Annotated in this window: 15 protein-coding genes; 9 read left to right on the forward strand and 6 right to left on the reverse strand. The window is 38.4% G+C overall.

What is annotated here, in order from left to right:
* A partial coding sequence (locus tag Q0W26_RS00690; protein ID WP_298521441.1) for an MBL fold metallo-hydrolase occupies positions 1-583 on the forward strand: 583 nt, incomplete at its 5' end.
* Here Q0W26_RS00690 and Q0W26_RS00695 read toward each other — a convergent pair.
* Positions 578-1,231 (reverse strand): TrkA family potassium uptake protein, encoded by a 654-nt coding sequence (locus tag Q0W26_RS00695; protein WP_298521443.1) that lies wholly within the window; start codon positions 1,229-1,231, stop codon positions 578-580. The two genes, Q0W26_RS00690 and Q0W26_RS00695, sit on opposite strands and share 6 nt — an antisense overlap.
* Before the next feature lie 54 nt (positions 1,232-1,285).
* A complete protein-coding gene (locus Q0W26_RS00700; protein ID WP_298521444.1) occupies positions 1,286-2,719 on the reverse strand; it encodes a TrkH family potassium uptake protein in 1,434 nt (477 codons plus the stop codon).
* Between the two features lie 78 nt (positions 2,720-2,797).
* Here Q0W26_RS00700 and Q0W26_RS00705 point away from each other — a divergent pair, with 78 nt between their 5' ends.
* Positions 2,798-3,856, forward strand: a complete 1,059-nt coding sequence (locus tag Q0W26_RS00705) for a UPF0104 family protein (protein ID WP_298521446.1) — start codon at positions 2,798-2,800, stop codon at positions 3,854-3,856.
* Between the two features lie 468 nt (positions 3,857-4,324).
* On the forward strand, positions 4,325-5,209 hold the full coding sequence (gene fhcD, locus Q0W26_RS00710; protein WP_298521448.1) for a formylmethanofuran--tetrahydromethanopterin N-formyltransferase: 885 nt from the start codon (positions 4,325-4,327) through the stop codon (positions 5,207-5,209).
* Positions 5,210-5,250: 41 nt separating this feature from the next.
* On the opposite strand, the gene Q0W26_RS00715 is transcribed toward fhcD, so the two are convergent.
* A complete protein-coding gene (locus tag Q0W26_RS00715) occupies positions 5,251-6,381 on the reverse strand; it encodes an NAD-binding protein (protein ID WP_298521450.1) in 1,131 nt (376 codons plus the stop codon).
* A gap of 70 nt (positions 6,382-6,451) precedes the next feature.
* Between Q0W26_RS00715 and Q0W26_RS00720 the strand changes: the two genes are divergently transcribed.
* The 3 genes from Q0W26_RS00720 to Q0W26_RS00730 all read left to right on the forward strand — a co-directional run bounded on the left by Q0W26_RS00720 (position 6,452) and on the right by Q0W26_RS00730 (position 9,639).
* A complete protein-coding gene (locus Q0W26_RS00720; protein WP_298521452.1) occupies positions 6,452-7,993 on the forward strand; it encodes an NAD(P)H-hydrate dehydratase in 1,542 nt (513 codons plus the stop codon).
* Positions 7,980-8,708, forward strand: coding sequence for a DNA/RNA nuclease SfsA (sfsA, locus tag Q0W26_RS00725; RefSeq protein ID WP_298521454.1), 729 nt, complete (start codon positions 7,980-7,982; stop codon positions 8,706-8,708). Before Q0W26_RS00720 ends, sfsA begins: the two co-directional genes overlap by 14 nt.
* A gap of 115 nt (positions 8,709-8,823) precedes the next feature.
* Positions 8,824-9,639, forward strand: a complete 816-nt coding sequence (locus Q0W26_RS00730) for a class I SAM-dependent methyltransferase (protein ID WP_298521456.1) — start codon at positions 8,824-8,826, stop codon at positions 9,637-9,639.
* Here the strand turns inward: Q0W26_RS00730 and Q0W26_RS00735 are convergent, their stop codons facing one another.
* On the reverse strand, positions 9,640-10,371 hold the full coding sequence (locus Q0W26_RS00735; RefSeq protein ID WP_298521458.1) for an NAD-dependent protein deacylase: 732 nt from the start codon (positions 10,369-10,371) through the stop codon (positions 9,640-9,642). It abuts the gene before it with no gap.
* A gap of 187 nt (positions 10,372-10,558) precedes the next feature.
* On the opposite strand from Q0W26_RS00735, the gene Q0W26_RS00740 reads away from it, so the two are divergent.
* Positions 10,559-11,380, forward strand: a complete 822-nt coding sequence (locus Q0W26_RS00740) for a hypothetical protein (protein ID WP_298521460.1) — start codon at positions 10,559-10,561, stop codon at positions 11,378-11,380.
* Between the two features lie 102 nt (positions 11,381-11,482).
* Positions 11,483-13,126: a helicase C-terminal domain-containing protein gene (locus Q0W26_RS00745; RefSeq protein ID WP_298521462.1), complete on the forward strand. Its 1,644-nt coding sequence runs from the start codon at positions 11,483-11,485 to the stop codon at positions 13,124-13,126.
* Positions 13,127-13,142: 16 nt separating this feature from the next.
* Here the strand turns inward: Q0W26_RS00745 and Q0W26_RS00750 are convergent, their stop codons facing one another.
* Together Q0W26_RS00750 and Q0W26_RS00755 are read right to left on the reverse strand one after the other, a co-directional pair.
* Positions 13,143-14,321, reverse strand: coding sequence for an argininosuccinate synthase (locus Q0W26_RS00750; RefSeq protein WP_298521464.1), 1,179 nt, complete (start codon positions 14,319-14,321; stop codon positions 13,143-13,145).
* Between the two features lie 245 nt (positions 14,322-14,566).
* Positions 14,567-16,489, reverse strand: coding sequence for an IGHMBP2 family helicase (locus Q0W26_RS00755; protein WP_298521466.1), 1,923 nt, complete (start codon positions 16,487-16,489; stop codon positions 14,567-14,569).
* A 45-nt stretch (positions 16,490-16,534) separates the two neighbouring features.
* Here Q0W26_RS00755 and Q0W26_RS00760 point away from each other — a divergent pair, with 45 nt between their 5' ends.
* The gene (locus Q0W26_RS00760) at positions 16,535-17,275 is read left to right on the forward strand and encodes a succinylglutamate desuccinylase/aspartoacylase family protein (RefSeq protein WP_298521468.1); all 741 of its coding nucleotides are present in this window, start codon (positions 16,535-16,537) and stop codon (positions 17,273-17,275) included.
* Positions 17,276-17,283: the final 8 nt, after the last annotated feature.

The following is a 17,283-nucleotide window of genomic DNA, read 5'->3' on the forward strand; positions in this document are numbered from 1 at the left end:
TGGATTCAACTATGATTCCAACTGCTATTTGATTGATAAGAAAATCTTGGTTGACACAGGTGCAGGCCATAACAGGGACTATCTCTTTTCCAAACTCCGCGAAAACGGAGTCGAGCCTGAAGACATTGAATTGATAGTCAATACACACTGTCATTTCGATCATATCGGAGGAAATCATTTTTTCCCTAATGCAAAAATTGCAGTTCACAGGCTTGATGCGATTTCAATCAGAAATGAGGATACTCTTGGAACATCAATGTCTGCCTTTGAAGGCGCTGACAATTCCAGGGTAGACATTGAACTTGAAGACGGCGATGAGATTGAAGATTTCAGGGTAATACACACTCCGGGCCATACCAGTGGTGGAATATGTCTGTGGGATGGTGAAAACCTAATCAGCGGAGATACTATCTTCGCCGGTGGTGGTGTCGGAAGGATGGATATCGGAGGTGACTACAGCGACATGAAAAGCAGCGTTGAAAAGCTGATGGAATTGGATGTCAAAAACATCTATCCTGGTCACGGTCCGATAGTGGAAAATAATGGAAAAGACCATATAAGATTGTCTTATTCCTATCTATAATTTCTCTAATTTTTTTGATACCTTTTGAATGTGGCCTCTTTTTACAAGCAGGGAAACCTTTTCCCCACGGCTTATGATGTTGTTGGCTTGTGGGATTACCAATTTCCCGTTATCGTAAGTGGCGATAATGATGTATTCCTTGGTTGGTGAGATGTCCTTAAATCGTTTTCCGACAACCTTGTCATTTGTTATTGTCATTTCAATGATTTCAGCGTCACCTTCACCGAGGGTTGTTAGCTTTGATACTCTTGGGTTGGTAACATATTGCGCCAGATCTCTTGCTGCGCTGATTTCAGGACTGATTACTCTGTCAATTCCAACTTCTTTGAACGCTTCCTCGTGATCAGGATTACTTACACGTGCGATAATGGTGTCAACATCATATTTTCTAACCAGAATGCATGAAAGCAGGTTAGCTTCGTCATTTCCGGTAGTTGCTATGAAATATTTTGCATCTTCAATATCTACTTCTTCAAGCAATTTGGAACTGGTTCCATTTCCGCAAATAACTAGTGCATCAAGGTCGGATGCAATTTCAGCACATAATGTTTCGTCGTTTTCAATTAATGTAATGTCAAATCCTTCTTCAATCAATAAATTTGCTAGGGAAAGTCCAACACGACCTCCTCCCATAATAATCGCATACATTAAATCGCCTCACTAACAATGAATAATCAATATTTATTTTTTAATAATATAAATCTATCTTCTGAAAATCTCGAAAAATGCTCTTAGTGTAATGAGCACAGGATATATTTCCAGCCTTCCTGTCCACATGTCGAACATGCTGATTATTTTAAGGACAGGATTTAGGGTGTGGTTGATGATTCCAAGCTCCAGACCGTTGTTTCCCTGAAGGGACATAGCTGCAAACAGGCTTCTGAACGGGTCATAGCCGAACAGGCAGAACATTGCCCAGGTGAACATGATGAACATCAGGTACAGTGTGATGAAGTTTCCGGATTGGGATATTGCCTTTTCAGGAATCTTGTGTCCTCTAAGTTTTATTGGCACAACCCTTCCTTCCGGAGACATGATTTCTCTGATATGCCTGTAAATTCCTTTAAAGAAGGTAATCATCCTGACAAGCTTAATTGCACCTACTGTGGATCCGTTGGAACCTCCAGTCAGCATCAGGCACATTATGCAGATTATCACGAATGGCGGCCAGTTCGCCATTACCATCGGTGATGCAACGCTCGCTCCTGTTGTTGTAATCGCTGAAGTTATTGTAAACAGCAGGTCGATAGGAACGATATTTGAGATGAAATAAAGCATCAGTGTAACGAATGCGATTACGCAGATGATGATTTTAAATTGCAGGTCTTCAATCAGGGATTTTCCTTTTGTCCTTATGACCTTATAATGGACTAAAAAGCTTGTTGCACCTAGAATCATCAGGACAATTGAAATGAAATAGATTAAATCATCCTGATAGAATCCCATATTGGCGTTTTTGATGCCCATTCCTCCGGTTGAGACAATGTGGAATGTGTTGCAGATGGAATCAAAAGCAGGCATTCCTGCAAGCATATAGAGGATTATTCCTGCAACGGTATAGATTACATAGATTTCCAAAGTCTTTTTAAGGGTTGTCTTGACACTTGGTTTAATGCGCTCATCTCTTGCTTCGGAGTGATAGAGTTTTGATGATACTGACCCTGGTTTTGTCAAAACCCCGATGACCATGACGACAACTCCCAAACCACCAATCCACTGTTCCAAAGCTCTGAAAAATAATATGCTGTGTGGCAATATTTCAACATCTTCAAACATGGTTATTCCGGTTCCGGTCAATGCTGACATGCTTTCAAAAACAGCATCGATTGGAGGCATATGAGTTGCAAGCATAAAGACAAGGCCTCCAATAAAACTGGCCCACAGCCATGCAAAGGATGAAATCATCATCCCGTGCTTGAGCCTCATTTTTTTATAAGTGGAATTTTCAAAATACTTTAAGAAAAAACATCCAAGCAGCACGGAAATCGTCGCAGGGATAACAAAACTGATGATATCAAACTCAAAATAAATCAGATCAAAAATCAGAGGAACCAGGCACATCACTCCAATTCCTATCATGATTAATCCGGAGTTTTTTGCAACAATAAGCAAATCAGTTTTGGTTATATATCTCATTAATCTAATAATTTGGACAAATATCTATATAAATTTTTAAGTATTATGAATTAGATAGGTAATATTGAAGATGATAATATGGACCGTAAGACAATATTGTTATTGGGCGTAAGTGTTCTTATTTTGGTCGTAATGCTGTGGTTTGTAGGTATCGATCAGGTAATATCTGCTTTGAAAATGGCGAATCCTGTTATAATTGCATTGGCTATAGCTACTCAGGTTTTCACTTACTTTTTATACACTTTGAGATGGCAAATTCTAAATAGGCTGACCGATATGGACATTGGATTTAAAAAGTTGCTTCCAATGGTTTTAGTGGGTCTGGCCGTCAATAACATCACTCCATCCGGACGTGGCGGGGGAGAGCCTGTAAGAGCATATCTGCTGTCCCAATCAAACGACAATTATCATTTTGAAGATGCATTCGCAACCGTTGTTGCCGACAGGGCTTTGGATACATTTCCTTTCGTCGTGCTTGCGGCAATCACAATCGCTTCCATGACTCTTTTCTTTGATTTTGACTTATGGCTGATTGTCGTGATGGTTTTGGCAGTAATTGTAATCGTGGCAATACTGATAATGCTTATCTACATGTGCATCAATCCAGGATTTGGTCATAGGGTTGACGGTTGGATTATATGTCTTGTCAGACGCTTTTACAAGAAAAATTCCGAAAGTCTGGAAAACAGGATACATGAAGCCATATTCGGTTTTCAAGAGACCATGAAATTATTAATCTCAAACAAAAGGGGTCTGGCCATTACATTGACATTATCATTTATAATTTGGATTTTTGAAATTGTAAGGGTTTATCTGGTATTTTTGGCTTTTGGAGCTAATGTTAATCTTATCGTAATTGGTGAAGTGTTTATTGTAGCCTGTTTGGTTGGAATGATTCCTCTTCTTCCTGGTGGTCTCGGCGCCATTGACGGTTTGATGATTGTATTTTATTCAGCAGCAGGAATTTCAGCTTCAATAAGTGCTGCAGCAACAGTCGTTGAAAGATTGATTTCATTTTGGATGACTACCATAATTGGTATGGTGCTGATGCCTTACTACGGGTCTGACGTTTTAGCTAAAATTTCATCCAGTTCTCCCGAAGAGCTTAAGGAAGGCGAAGCTGAAAGCGAAGATTGATATTTTTATATTTTTCAGCCGGTCAATGTGATTTAATTTAGCCACATTGACATTAACGTTTGCGTTCTGCGATTTTGGTCATGTTTTTCTTTGGGGATATATATCCTAATCTTTTTTTGGATTTGTTTTTGGAAATGCCGGTCGTTAATGTGGTTTGGCATTGACATTGGGGTTTTCAAATCGCTGCCGTTAATGTCGATTTGTAGTTTAACAGGCGGTTTTGACATTAACGTTTGCGTTTTGCGATTTTTGTCATGATTTGGTTTTAAAACGTCATCGTTAATGTGGTTTGACATTGACATTTGGGTTTTCAAATCGTTGCCGTTAATGTCATTTGATTGATTTCAAACGATTTGAATTAAATAGAAAACTTTATTTTAATAATGAAATATATCTTTAAATGTTATAGAAATTAGTTTAATTAATAGTTTTTTTAATCTAATTTTTAACGAAATTAATGGTGAAAAAATGGAAATCAATGGTGTAAAAATACAAGAAACCTTTGCTGAAGGTTTTGGAATTAAAGTATCTAGATTGATTATTACTGCAGCTACTAAACATTTAGCTAAAATTGCAGCTACTGAAGCTACAGGATTTGCTACTTCAGTTATCGGATGTCCTGCAGAAGCAGGTATTGACCAATATGTTCCTCCAACTGAAACTCCAGATGGAAGACCTGGTTACGCAATCATGATTTGCCACATGTCTAAAAAATCTTTAGGCGGACAAATTATGGATAGGATTGGACAATGTGTTTTAACTGCTCCTACTGCAGCAGCATTCAATGCTCTTGAAAGTGAAGAATCCTTCCCAACCGGAAAACAACTCAAATTCTTCGGTGACGGATACGAAACAGAAAAAGAAGTAAACGGCAAAAAAATGCATGTAATTCCTATTATGTCCGGTGACTTCTTAGTGGAAGATGAAATGGGATGTAAAGATGGAGTAGCTGGTGGAAACTTCTTCATCATGGCTGACAGTCAAATGGCTTCCATTGTTGCTGCTGAAGCAGCTGTTGACGCTATTCACGCTGTTGCTGGTGTAATTACTCCGTTCTCTGGTGGTATGGTTGCATCTGGTTCCAAAACAGGTTCCAAATACTCTTTCATGAGTGCATCTACCAACGAAAAAGAATGTGTAACTTTAAAAGATCAAGTAGAAACTGAATTGCCAGAAAACGTATTCGGAAATATGGAAATCGTTATTGATGGTGTAGATGAAGAATCCGTTAAAGCTGCTATGAAAGCAGGTATTGAAGCTGCTTGTCAAGTACCTGGTGTTCTTGAAATCGGCGCAGGTAACTACGGTGGAAGCTTAGGTCCTTACCAAATCCACTTACAAGACTTATTCTAGAGAGTTTCACTCTCTCACTTTCTTTTTTTGATAAAACTTGATTATTTGATATTTTTCTTTGTTATCTCAGCCACTTCTTTTTTGGTCAAGTTTATTCCGAGTATCTCTTCGTGCTTTTCCAATTCATCAATCAGTTTACGGAATGTGGCACGGTCAGGGCCTGAAATGATATGGGAATGGGTATTGTTCACGATCCTATACAGATTTTCGATGGCTTCCTTTTGGTCTGTGTTCTTTTCAAGATAATCCCTAAATTGCTTGCCGTCTTTAATGTCCATCGTATTTATCCTTCGTGTCAAGGGGGTTTCGATTCCAGGCAAGTGGTATTGTATGTTTTCCAGATTGCATCCATGTTTGCTGATTATTTTAAATTCGTCATAAAGTTCATCTACAGTATGCCTGACGGTCAATTTCAGGATATGTGGTCTTGTTGATTCGAAATAGAGGTCTTTTCCTCCAATCAATTCCGGAGACACGATTTTATCCGCACCTGCCTTTCTGAGCCTTGAGTAGTTTTCCTCTTTGCTGGCTCTTGATACAATCCATGCGTCGGGATTGCTTTCACGGATTGTTAAAACTATAAACAGATTGGTAACGTCATCTCCTGTGCTTATTATCACGCTTCTGCATTTTTCACCTGCCAGCTTTGAAATCAAGTCGTCTTCAGTAGCGTCTTTGTGTATTGTGACTACTGAATCGCTGTCCTCAATCTCTTCAAGTAGCTCTTCATTCTTTTCAAACAATATGACGTTCTGATTTCTTTTGGTCAGCTCTTCAAAGACCACTTTTCCAACCCTTCCGTAACCGCAAAGAATATAATAATCATCCATATTTTCAATTGCCTTCATTTTCATAGCTCCTTTTGAATATTCTCTCATTTTTTCCTGGAAATTTGTTATAATAATGTTAAATACATAGGCAAGCAGTGCAACTCCTCCCAATGCAAGTGTTGTTGCAAATATCTTTTGAATTCCGGTGGTTGGGGTAAAGTCTCCATATCCTACCGTTGCCATGGTAATTACCGAATAATAAATTGAATCAATCAGATTTAAACCCATTATAAAATAAGAACCTACAATTCCATAAATAAATAAGGCGACAATCAGTATTATGCCTGTTGTAACATATTTTGTAGGCAATGTCTTTAGAAGTTTTATGGTAATCTTTCTCATATGTATTTCCCTTAAATTAAGATAATTATATTTATTTTAAATACTCATATTTTAACTTAAAGGTGATTTTGTGGACCCGATAGATATGATGGTAACTGATTATAATTGTGAATATTTAGGTTTATCCCGCTTATGCTTGATGGAATCTGCCGGAAAGTCTCTGGCAGAAGAGGTGGGTAAGATTGCAGTCTATACATTCTCAAAACCTGTCAAGGTTGTAATTTTTACTGGCTCCGGCGGAAACGGAGGGGACGGCTTTGTTGCAGCACGCTATCTTTTAAACAGAGGCTATGATGTTGACATCTACATGCTGAAGGAGAATATTCACTCGGCCGAGGCCCGCACAAACTTTGAGATACTGATGAACATGATTCCCCGTCTGTCCCGCCTGAACGTTTACAGTCTAAAGACATTGGATGACATTAACGGTTGCGAAGTTGCAAAAAGCCATGATTCAGAGTTCATCATTGTCGACGGGCTTCTGGGAACAGGAATCAGGGGAAGTCTCCAGACCAACATCCGAAGGGCCATCGAAATCATAAACGACTCCAAAGGAATCAAAATCAGTGTTGACGTGCCGTCAGGAATGGATCCTCTGACAGGTAATGTGGATGACTTGGCTGTTGTTCCGGATTATACAATCAGCTTTCACAAAATCAAGACTGGAGTTAGAAACGCCGAAGAGGAAGTAGTAGGGGGACTTGTAACTGCAGACATTGGAATTCCGATTGAAGCGGAATACTTTATAAGTTACGGTGATTTTTTAAGGATTAAGAACAGAAGCGAGGATTCGCATAAGGGAAACAACGGCAGGATTTTAGTTGTTGGGGGAAGCAAGGACTATTCAGGCGCTCCAGCTATTGCAGGAATGGCTGCAATCGGTGCAGGTGCAGACCTGGTTTATGTTGCCGCTCCCGAAAAGGCGGCTGAGGCCATCAAGTCAACCTCTCCGGATTTAATTGTAAAATCCCTTGAGGGAGATAAGCTGACATTGGTGCATTTGGATGAAATTTTTGAATTGTCTGAGAAAGTGGATGCGGTTTTAGTCGGTCCGGGCTCAGGAATTGATGAGGAAACCTCAAAGCTCTTCAATGTGCTGGCTGCAAAAATCAAAAAACCTGTGGTATTTGATGCGGATGCCCTAAAGCAGGTTGAAATGTCATTGGTTAAAAACCGTGAAGATATTATACTGACTCCACATATTTTCGAGTTCAAATCATTCTTCAACGTTTCTGATGACTTGAAACTGGACATCGCTTCCTATGATTTCGCCAAGGTCGATGAAAACGTAACCGAGTTTCAAAAAATCACTCGCCGGATTAAGGGTTCGGTGATTGTCAAAGGCCACTATGACCTGATTTTGTCAGGCACCAAATTCAGAATCAACAAGTCCGGCAATGCCGGAATGACTGTTGGAGGCACCGGTGATGCGCTTGCAGGAATAGCTGCAGGTTTGCTCTCACAGGGTCTAAGTGCATTTGATTCTTCATGTCTTGCGGCATTCATCAACGGCCTTGCAGGCGATGAAGCATTTAATGAGAAAGGAAACGGCTTTTCAGCAACAGATTTGGTTTCATACATCGGCAGTGTGATTAAAGATGGATTATGTTAAGGGGATTTTCAGGGCAAGGCCGAACAGGTTCATTGCAGAAGTTGAAGTGGAGGGCGAATTGGAAATAGCGCATGTGCCGAATACCGGACGCTGCAAAGAGCTTCTCATTGACGGTGCTGCGGTTTGGCTAAAGCCATCCGACAATCCGAACAGAAAGACAAAATATTCTCTGCATTTCGTTGAAAACAAGGGGGTGCTGGTATCACTTTACTCCCAGCAGGCCAACAGCATTGTATATGATGCAATCATTGACGGCAAAATAAAGGAGCTTGCAGGCTATGATTTTCACCAAAGGGAAAAGACAGTTGAAAACTCCCGCATAGACATATACCTGGCAAACCGTGAAGACAACTGCTGCGGAATGAACTTTTTAACCGAACCCTGCTATGTTGAAGTCAAAGGAGTCACACTGATAGTTGACGGTGAGGCCAGATTTCCGGATGCTCCGACAGAGAGGGGTGCAAAACACATGAAAGAACTGATTAAGCTTAAAAAGGATGGAAACCGCTGTGCGGTGTTTTTCCTAATTCAGCATCCTGCAGGAAAGTTCTTCAGGCCGAACTGGGAAAACGACCCTAATTTCTCAAAAACATTAAATGAAGCACATGAAGCGGGCGTTGAAATACTTGTATATCGCTGCGATAACCGGTTGGATGGAATTGAATTGATTGCTGAACCTTTGGACTTTGATTTGAATCCTCCCGAAGCAGATTAGAATCTTGAAAAAATTGTCAGTCATTAGTTTTTTAATTTGTCTACATTAAATATATAAGTCATATTTGAGTTAAATTATTAATATCAATAAATATTGATTTTTGGAGATTTTTCTAATGGATTTGAATAGTGAAAAATATTGGGAAACCAGATTCCAGACAGACTGGAAATCAAGGCATGGTGTAGAACAGACTGTATTGCACTATGAAACAATAGTGGAGCATTTGCCGGAGTATATCATAGAATCAATCAGGCAAAACTCATACACGATTTGCGATATGGGTTGTGGTTTGGGCGAAGGAGTGGTGGAACTTCAAAAAACATTTTCCTCTTCCACAGTTTTTGGAATTGATTTCTCCCAAACTGCCGTTGATGAGGCAAATGAGAAATACGGCTCAGAAAGCCGCAAGTTTATCAAGGGCGACATTCTCAACAATGATAAATATTTTGACGTTATTGTTCTTTCACATGTCATAGAACACTTTAAAAATCCATTTGAAATTCTAAAATCCCTTTCACATTATTCCAAATATCTTATTGTTGCAGTCCCATTTAGGGAGAAAAACATGTGCGATGAACATGAATTCAGATTCGTCTACTCTTCATTTCCCCTTAAAATCGACAACAAATCTTTAATGTTTTATAAGGAAATTCCGCCAATGTTTTTTGAAGCGGGCAATTACACTGTACAGGAACAGATGCTTGTTGTTTATGCAAATGAGGAGTTATCCGGGGGCCACACTCTTGCAAATTTCCATTCATATTATGATGAAAAGCTTGAGTTGGATGCAACAATAAAGAAACTCAAAAAATTCGAGTCAAAACTGAAAAAAACCAATTCCAAATTAAAAAAGGAAAATAATCATTTCAAATCAACCAAAGCCTATAAATTTTGGCAAGTCTATGCCAATTTGAAGAAAAAGCTCTTCTGATTATTTTGAAATTTCAATTTGGCTTAAAGTCTCTCCGATAGCGTCGTTAATGACTAAGCTTGCAATATTGTCATATTGCGTTTCGCTTTTGTTTATCAAAACAAGATTTTTGCCGTTGAAGTAATTAATCAGTCCTGCTGCAGGATACACCACAAGTGAAGTCCCGCCAATGATTAACGTTTCCGCATTGGAGATGTAATCGATTGCAAAGCTTAACACGGCATTGTTCAACGGCTCTTCATAAAGCACCACATCAGGCTTCACGATTCCGCCGCATTCACACCTTGGAATGCCGTCACTTTCTAAAATGTAATCTAAACCGTATTCCTTACCGCAGATCTGGCAATAGTTTCTGTGAATGGATCCGTGAAGTTCTAAAACTTCTCTGCTTCCAGCCTTCTGATGAAGTCCGTCGATGTTTTGTGTTATAACTGCTTTTAATTTGCCTGCCTTTTCAAGATTTGCCAGTGCAATATGCGCAGGATTTGGCTCTGCATCCTTGAAAACTAATGTGTCCTTATAATACTCGAAGAATTCTTCGGTATGGTCCAAATAGTAACTGTGTGAAACAAGGTTTTCAGGTGTGTCTCCATATTTTTCCAGACTCTTGAAGATTCCGCTTTCAGAGCGAAAATCCGGAATTCCACTTTCTGTTGACACGCCTGCCCCTCCGAAAAACACGATGTTGTCGGAAGAGTCAATTATTTCCTGCAGTTGGTTGATTTTAGACATGATATTGTTTATGTAACTGTTTCGTATTTATTTTTTTCCAAGTCAAAATTGTTTTCTCAATGTAAAATTGCTTAAATCTTATTAAATTAATTTTAAAGCATTAAATTGCTCTAAAAGATAACATAATACTTTATATTAAATGGAAACATAATATAATGTGTTCACTAGATTATCGCGATGTCTATTGATGCAAATTAAAGAGGTGGTTATTATTCCTGCAAAAAATCAGGAATTCGACTCACTTCTCAAATTGTCTTCAAGAGCATTTTTAAATGCCTTGATGCGCATAACTGGAGAAAAACCTGGAATTATAGAAGTTCTCCATCAGGATGTGTTGACTTCACGGTTAAAAAGAGGGATTCTTGATTTGCCGGTGTTGACACATCATGGGTTTTGTATTAGCTATGAATTTCATTCAATGCCTATTAATGACAAAACAGTGCTAAGAAATTACCAATATGCAATAGATTTGAGAGTGGATGTTGAGGTTCCTGTTAAACCACATTTCGTGTCTTTAGATGAGAACAAAACTCCAATTCCAATAGTTGAACTCTTTCCAGGTGTCTTTTCTAATCCGGAAGTAACTTTCTTAGCTGATATTGATGGGGAAAAATCTTTAAATAATATTAACGATAAATTAGAAAATCAAGTGGAATTGGATGATGATGACGCATATCATCTTGCATTAATGCCGTTTTTTCATCATGAAAAAAGTCGGGAAGAAGTATTGGAGTATATGTGTCAGTTCATTAACAAAATTGAAATATCTGAGGAGCATAAATACATAATTAAGCTTGTTCAGATATTATCTGTGAAGGCAATATTCACTGATGAAAAGCAAGAAGAATTTCTGGGAGTGATAAAAATGGAAAGTACTTACATTGATCGCTATGAAAGGAATCTAATCAACAAAGTTGTTGAAGATACTAAAAGAGATCTTGCGATGAAAATGAAAGCTGATGGTGTCAGTTCAGATTTCATTTTTAAATATTTTGGTTTAATATTGTAATTTTGGGATTTCATCCCATTTTTTTATTTTTTTAATATTATTTTAAATATTATTTTTTACATACTATTACTAAGTTGTTATTAAAATTTAGTGAGGAAAGCCATGGAGAATACTAATTCTAATTTGGATTGGATGGTTTACTGGTCACTTCCAAAGTATAATCCTAGAAACAGCCAGATTAGACTCATCAACCAGATTAATTTTGCAATCGGTGAAGGCTATAAAAATATCATTCTTGAAGCGGGAACGGGAATCGGCAAGTCCGCAATCGCAACCACCCTTGCCAATATGTATGAGGATTCCTATATTCTGACAATGACAAAGCAGCTTCAGGAGCAATATTTGGATGATTTTTCAGACATGCTTGTCGAAATCAAGGGCAAAGGAAATTATCCGTGCAATTACAATGGGTCCTGCGATTTTTGCATTAAGGATGAGTATAACTTAAGAAAATGCGATACCTGTCCTTTTAAATTAGCATTTAAGAGAGCCGTTGATGCTGAAAACGTCATCACCAACTATGATTTTCTCTATTACATGGGTGTCGCCAATCAAATGCTGGATTCAAGGGAGCTGCTGATTTTGGATGAGGCACATAATCTTGAACGCAAGATGCTGATGCTGTCCACGCACAGCATGAACCGTGAATACATTTCAACAAAGTTCGGTATTGACATATTTGAATCCCTGATGAACAATTCCGTTTCATATAACAGCTTAAAAAGGGATGCTCATCATTGGATTGAACTGTGTGATGATTTGGTCAAAGTCTGTAAGGAGCGCATCAGGGAAATCGATGGTGAGCATAAAAGAGACGTTCAGGTTACATTGGATGAATTTGAAGAGGATCCGTCCAAGTTTTCAAGTTCTGATTATATCGAAAAGCAGAGGCTGGAAACGGACATGAAGGCATTTGCAACAATCAGTCTGGGATTGGGTGCTGACGATTTGATTATCGATTTGCCTAATCGTGGTGATATCCTGGATGGCAAGATGGATATTTCAGCTGATTTTAAGCCGTTCTCGGTTTCAGATGATACACAAAACCTGCTTAAGTTAGGAAATGTTCGCATATTTCTGACAGGGACTCTCGGAAACATGGAGAAGTTCTGCCAGTGGAACAACATCAACGTTGAGGAGACTTACTATATCTATGAGAAATCTCCATTTGACGTTGCCAAAAGACCAATTTTTCCAGAATTCGTTGCAAGCATGAGTGGACAGACTCGTGGAATCCCCAATTGGAAAAATGAGAGAGCCATTAAAAAGATTAAAGAAATTCTAGATAAGCATAAACATGAAAAGGGAGTAATCCATACCTCAAGCAATGAACAGGCTTTCTGGCTAATTGAGAATTTAAAAGACTATCCGTTAATATTTGTCGGTGGTGAGGATAGAAACATCGTTTTAAAAGAATTTACTGAATCCAAAAAGAATTTTGTTCTAATAGGGGCTTCGATAAAGGACGGCGTTGACTTTAAAGGGGATCTGTGCAGATTTCAGATTATCTTTAAGGTTCCCTATCCTCAGCTGAATGAGCAGGTCAAATACAGAAAGGCTTTGGACAAGTCATGGTATTACTATCAGGCGGTAATGGCCATCATGCAGGCGTATGGTCGTGGAATACGTGATAATGATGACTGGTGTGTGATGTATATTATAGATTCTGATTTCATCAACCTGTTTGATTTCAACAGAAGCTTTTTCAATGAGTATTTCATTGAAGCTGTTCAAAAAAAGAAGTAAAGTGATAGCATTAAAGCTATCTGTTTAATTTTTGGAAATTTCTTGCTTGAAGACCGTGGTATTTAATCATACCTTCAACTTCACTCTGTTCGGTTTCCTTGTCTTCAAATGTAATCTGTTCAATGCTGTGTAAGCTGAATGGAGATTTTCTAACAATTGGATGGATTGAGCCTTTAAACACTTTCATCACGACTTCTCCGCTTACTCTTTCCTGCATTTTGTCAATTGCTTGGTCGAGGTCTTCTCTTAAAGGTTCCTGCCAGAGAGCTCTGTAGACCAAATCAGCATAAAGTGTAGACATGTATTCGGCAAATCTTAACTCATCAGTTGTTAGGACTAACTCTTCTAATGCTTGGTGTGCTGCAATTAATAATTTTGCACCAGGTGTTTCGTAGATTTCTCTGCTTTTAATACCAATCATTCTGTTTTCAATAGTGTCTACTCTGCCGATTCCATGGGATCCTGCAATTTCATTTGATTTTCTGATAATGTCGATTAAAGGCATCATTTCACCATTAATCGCTATAGGAATACCTTCTTCGAATTCGATAGATACTTTTTCAGGTTCATCTTTAGCATCTTCCCAAGAGGCAGTCCATTCGTAGATGTCTTCCGGAGGTTCGTTTGCAGGGTCTTCCAGAACGTCTCCTTCAATTGCTCTTCCCCATAGGTTTTCGTCAATACTGTAAATTTTATCATAACTTAACTCAATACCTTTAGATTCAGCATATGCTTTTTCTTCAGTTCTTGTCAAGTTCATTTCTCTGATTGGCGCAATGATATCTAAATCGGACATTGCATAGATAACTGCTTCAAATCTGAACTGGTCGTTTCCTTTTCCAGTACATCCATGTGCAATGGCAGTTGCTCCTTCTTTTTCAGCCACTTCTATAAGTTTTTGGGCAATTAATGGTCTTGCAAAAGCAGTACTTAATGGGTATCCTTCATATTCTGCATTTGCTTTGATTCCACGTGCGATGTATTCGTTTGCAAACTCTTCTTTGGCGTCTATGTTGTAGTGTTTTAATCCACCAATTTTAGCCGCACTGTTTTTTGCTTTTTCCATTTCTTCTTCGCCTTGTCCTACATCCACGCATGCAGTAATAACTTCTACATTATATTCTTCTTCTAATAATTTAACACATACAGAGGTGTCTAATCCGCCACTGAATGCTAAAAGTACTTTATCAGTCATTTAATCACCATAATTATTTTGATAAGAATGAAATTATCAAGAGATATTTATATTTTTAATAGTATTTAATGATTTTCGAAAAATAAGGGCAGAAGAAAACTCTTAATTGAGGGAATAATTGAGGTTGAAGTTATATGTGTTTTAAAAAGAAAACCTCAATTAAGAGTTATAAAGAGAAGAAAGTCTGAACTTTGTTCTCTTGATTATAATGTTGTATGTCATAGTATATAAAAGTTTAGGTATGCCTAAATTTTTACCAATAATTTCCTCTCTTCAACAAAATCAATCAGTCGGGAATATGTTGGGTTGTGCCTTAAAGTATCCTTGTTTCCGATGATGATGAGTTTCCTTTTGGCTCTTGTTATTGCAACATTCAGCCTTCTTAAATCACTTAAAAAACCGATGTTTCCGTTCTCATTGCTTCTCACAGTTGAGATAATGATGATTTCCTTTTCCCTTCCCTGAAATCCGTCGACGGTTTTAACCTCAACCGGAGTCCTGTCCTTGATGATTTTGACCTGATCGGCATATGGGCTTATGATTCCTATTTCATCTTCACTCAAACCGTCATTTAAATAATCATTAGCCAGTTCAACGGCAATGTCTGCTTCAAGCTCATTGACAATGGATTTTGAATCCTTCAGATGTCTTTCACCGACATTATCGACTGATGAGGTGTCAACAAAAAGCATTGCGTCTTCTTTTTTGTCTGATTTTATGATGTCGTTGATGGTAATGTCATCAACACTTGAATCGCTTTTAAGGCTGTTGTTGTAGAATTCCGCATTCGGAAACTTCATTAAGAGTGAATTCATACGGTACTGGACATTCAGAATCTGTGACTTGAAGGGGTATGTTTTTATTAGCTCTTCGAACAATGTCTTTTCAAGCTCATGCGCCTTGTCGCTGATTATTGTCGGAGGAAGCTGCTTGTGGTCTCCCGCAAGAATGAATCTGTGTGCCTTTGCAATAGGAATAAGAACGCTTGGAATTGTTGCCTGTGAAGCTTCGTCAATGATTGCAACATCGAATTTTGTCCTTGCGATTGACTCCAAAGCCGCCGATGAGTTGGTTGATAAAATAACATCGCTGGTTTCGATGATGTCTCGAATCATTTTGTTTTCGACTCTTTTGATTTCATCATGAAGCTCGTCAATCTGCTGGTTGTATTCAATCCACTGAGCCATTGATTTCATTTTTTCGGCTGAAACTCCACGGTTTCCCTTTCCCTTGGATGCATTGTATAAAATGTCATAGTCTCCCATTCCTCTTCGGTATTGTGGAGTCGGCTTTGTGTGAACGCTTCTTTTTTCGGCCAAATTGTTGATTTTCTGATGAATCTTTTTGATTTTTTTGTTTAACTTGTGGTTTTCAACCTTATATGCCAAAGTTTGTGTAATGTTGTGTTTTGAAACCCTTTGCGGATGGCCCAATCGAGTAAGCTTTAATTTCTTATTTTCCATCAGCCTTTCTAAGATATTGTCGACTGCGGCATTGCTTTCAGCAGTCGCCAGCACCTTGTGGTTCTGTCTTGTTTCCTGTGAGATCAGTTCGACTAAAGTTCTGGTTTTTCCGGTTCCGAACGGACCGTGAATCAGATAGAAGTTTTCACAAGAAAGGGCATTTTCAATGGCTATTTTTTGGGAATCATTTAGTGAAGTGTCAATGTAGTCAATATAGGGGGTTCTTCGATTTGGCTTCGGGTTTCTGTCAGTCAGCATATATTCCAGTGCATTTTTTCCTTTAAGGCTAAGATGCTTCAGGTTATCCTCCATTCTCTTGAATGTAACGTCATTGGCATACAAGTCAAGCCTCACTTTTTTTTTAACGACCCATTTTGGAATTCTCTTGTCGAATGCAACCTTGATGAATCTGGCACCCTTTTCAGTTACTGTGCCTGTAAAATCGCTTTTCAATGGATTGTCTGTGCTTACCAGCACCATGTCTCCCACTGATATTTCGGTATCTATAATTTCTGATCTGCCGAACTGGACAATCTTAAGGCCCAATTCCTCGCCGACATATTTTCCTTTAACCTTGTTGATGGCACGGCCAAGTTCTTCTCTTTTTTGGCCGGACATGTGTGCTATTTCAAATCGCATAAGCTCGATTTCAGCATCCCTTTCATAATTGACCAGTCTTATTAAATTTTTAATATATTTTTTCAATCTAATCCCTAATTTATAAATAAGAGCGTTAATGTAATTAAATATATGGAATTTGAAAAAGTCAATCAATGTGAAAACCTGGAATTTGGATATATCTGCGATTTTTCAGGAGGATATGTCTCCAGGAATAAGAAACTGTTCGAAAATATTGAATTGACTTCTTTAAACAAATTCATTTTGGAAAAATCTGTTTTTGGAACTCCAATTTTCAAATTGGGTGGCGGCAAGACAAAATTATTGGTATTATCTGGGATTCATGGAAACGAGCTGTCGCCTCAGATTGCAAATCTGAGATTAATGAATGAGCTTGCAGATAAAAAATTGTCTTCAACATTGTATTTCATTCCTTTTGCCGCTCCAAAGTCTTCAATGAACAGCGAGAGGAATTTCAATTCAATGGATTTGAACCGGTCAGCTCACATCAGCAATTCCCTGAGCAATCTCATTTTAAGGACAATACTTGATTTGGGGATTGATTTTGTAGGGGACTTTCACTCAACAGGCAGAAATTCAAATCCTGGTTTCGAGTCAATTTTTTCATCAAAATCACCGACTCCTGAAAGTTTTTTGATGGCCAGTCATATATCACGGGACGTTGGCTCTGAAGTGATTGCATTTGATTTTGCGGGGTCATCCTACAAAGGTGCGGTTGAGGATGTTTGCAATTTAAAGGGAATTCCTGCCGTTACATGTGAAGTGCTCTGTCCTTTTTCAAATGTTAATGATAATGCCATTGAAACTTCATTTAAGCAAATGAAAAGTTTTTTGGATTATTTTGGTGTGTGAATACTTTT

Origin of the sequence: uncultured Methanobrevibacter sp. (assembly GCF_947169325.1) — an archaeon.
Classification (GTDB): domain Archaea; phylum Methanobacteriota; class Methanobacteria; order Methanobacteriales; family Methanobacteriaceae; genus Methanocatella.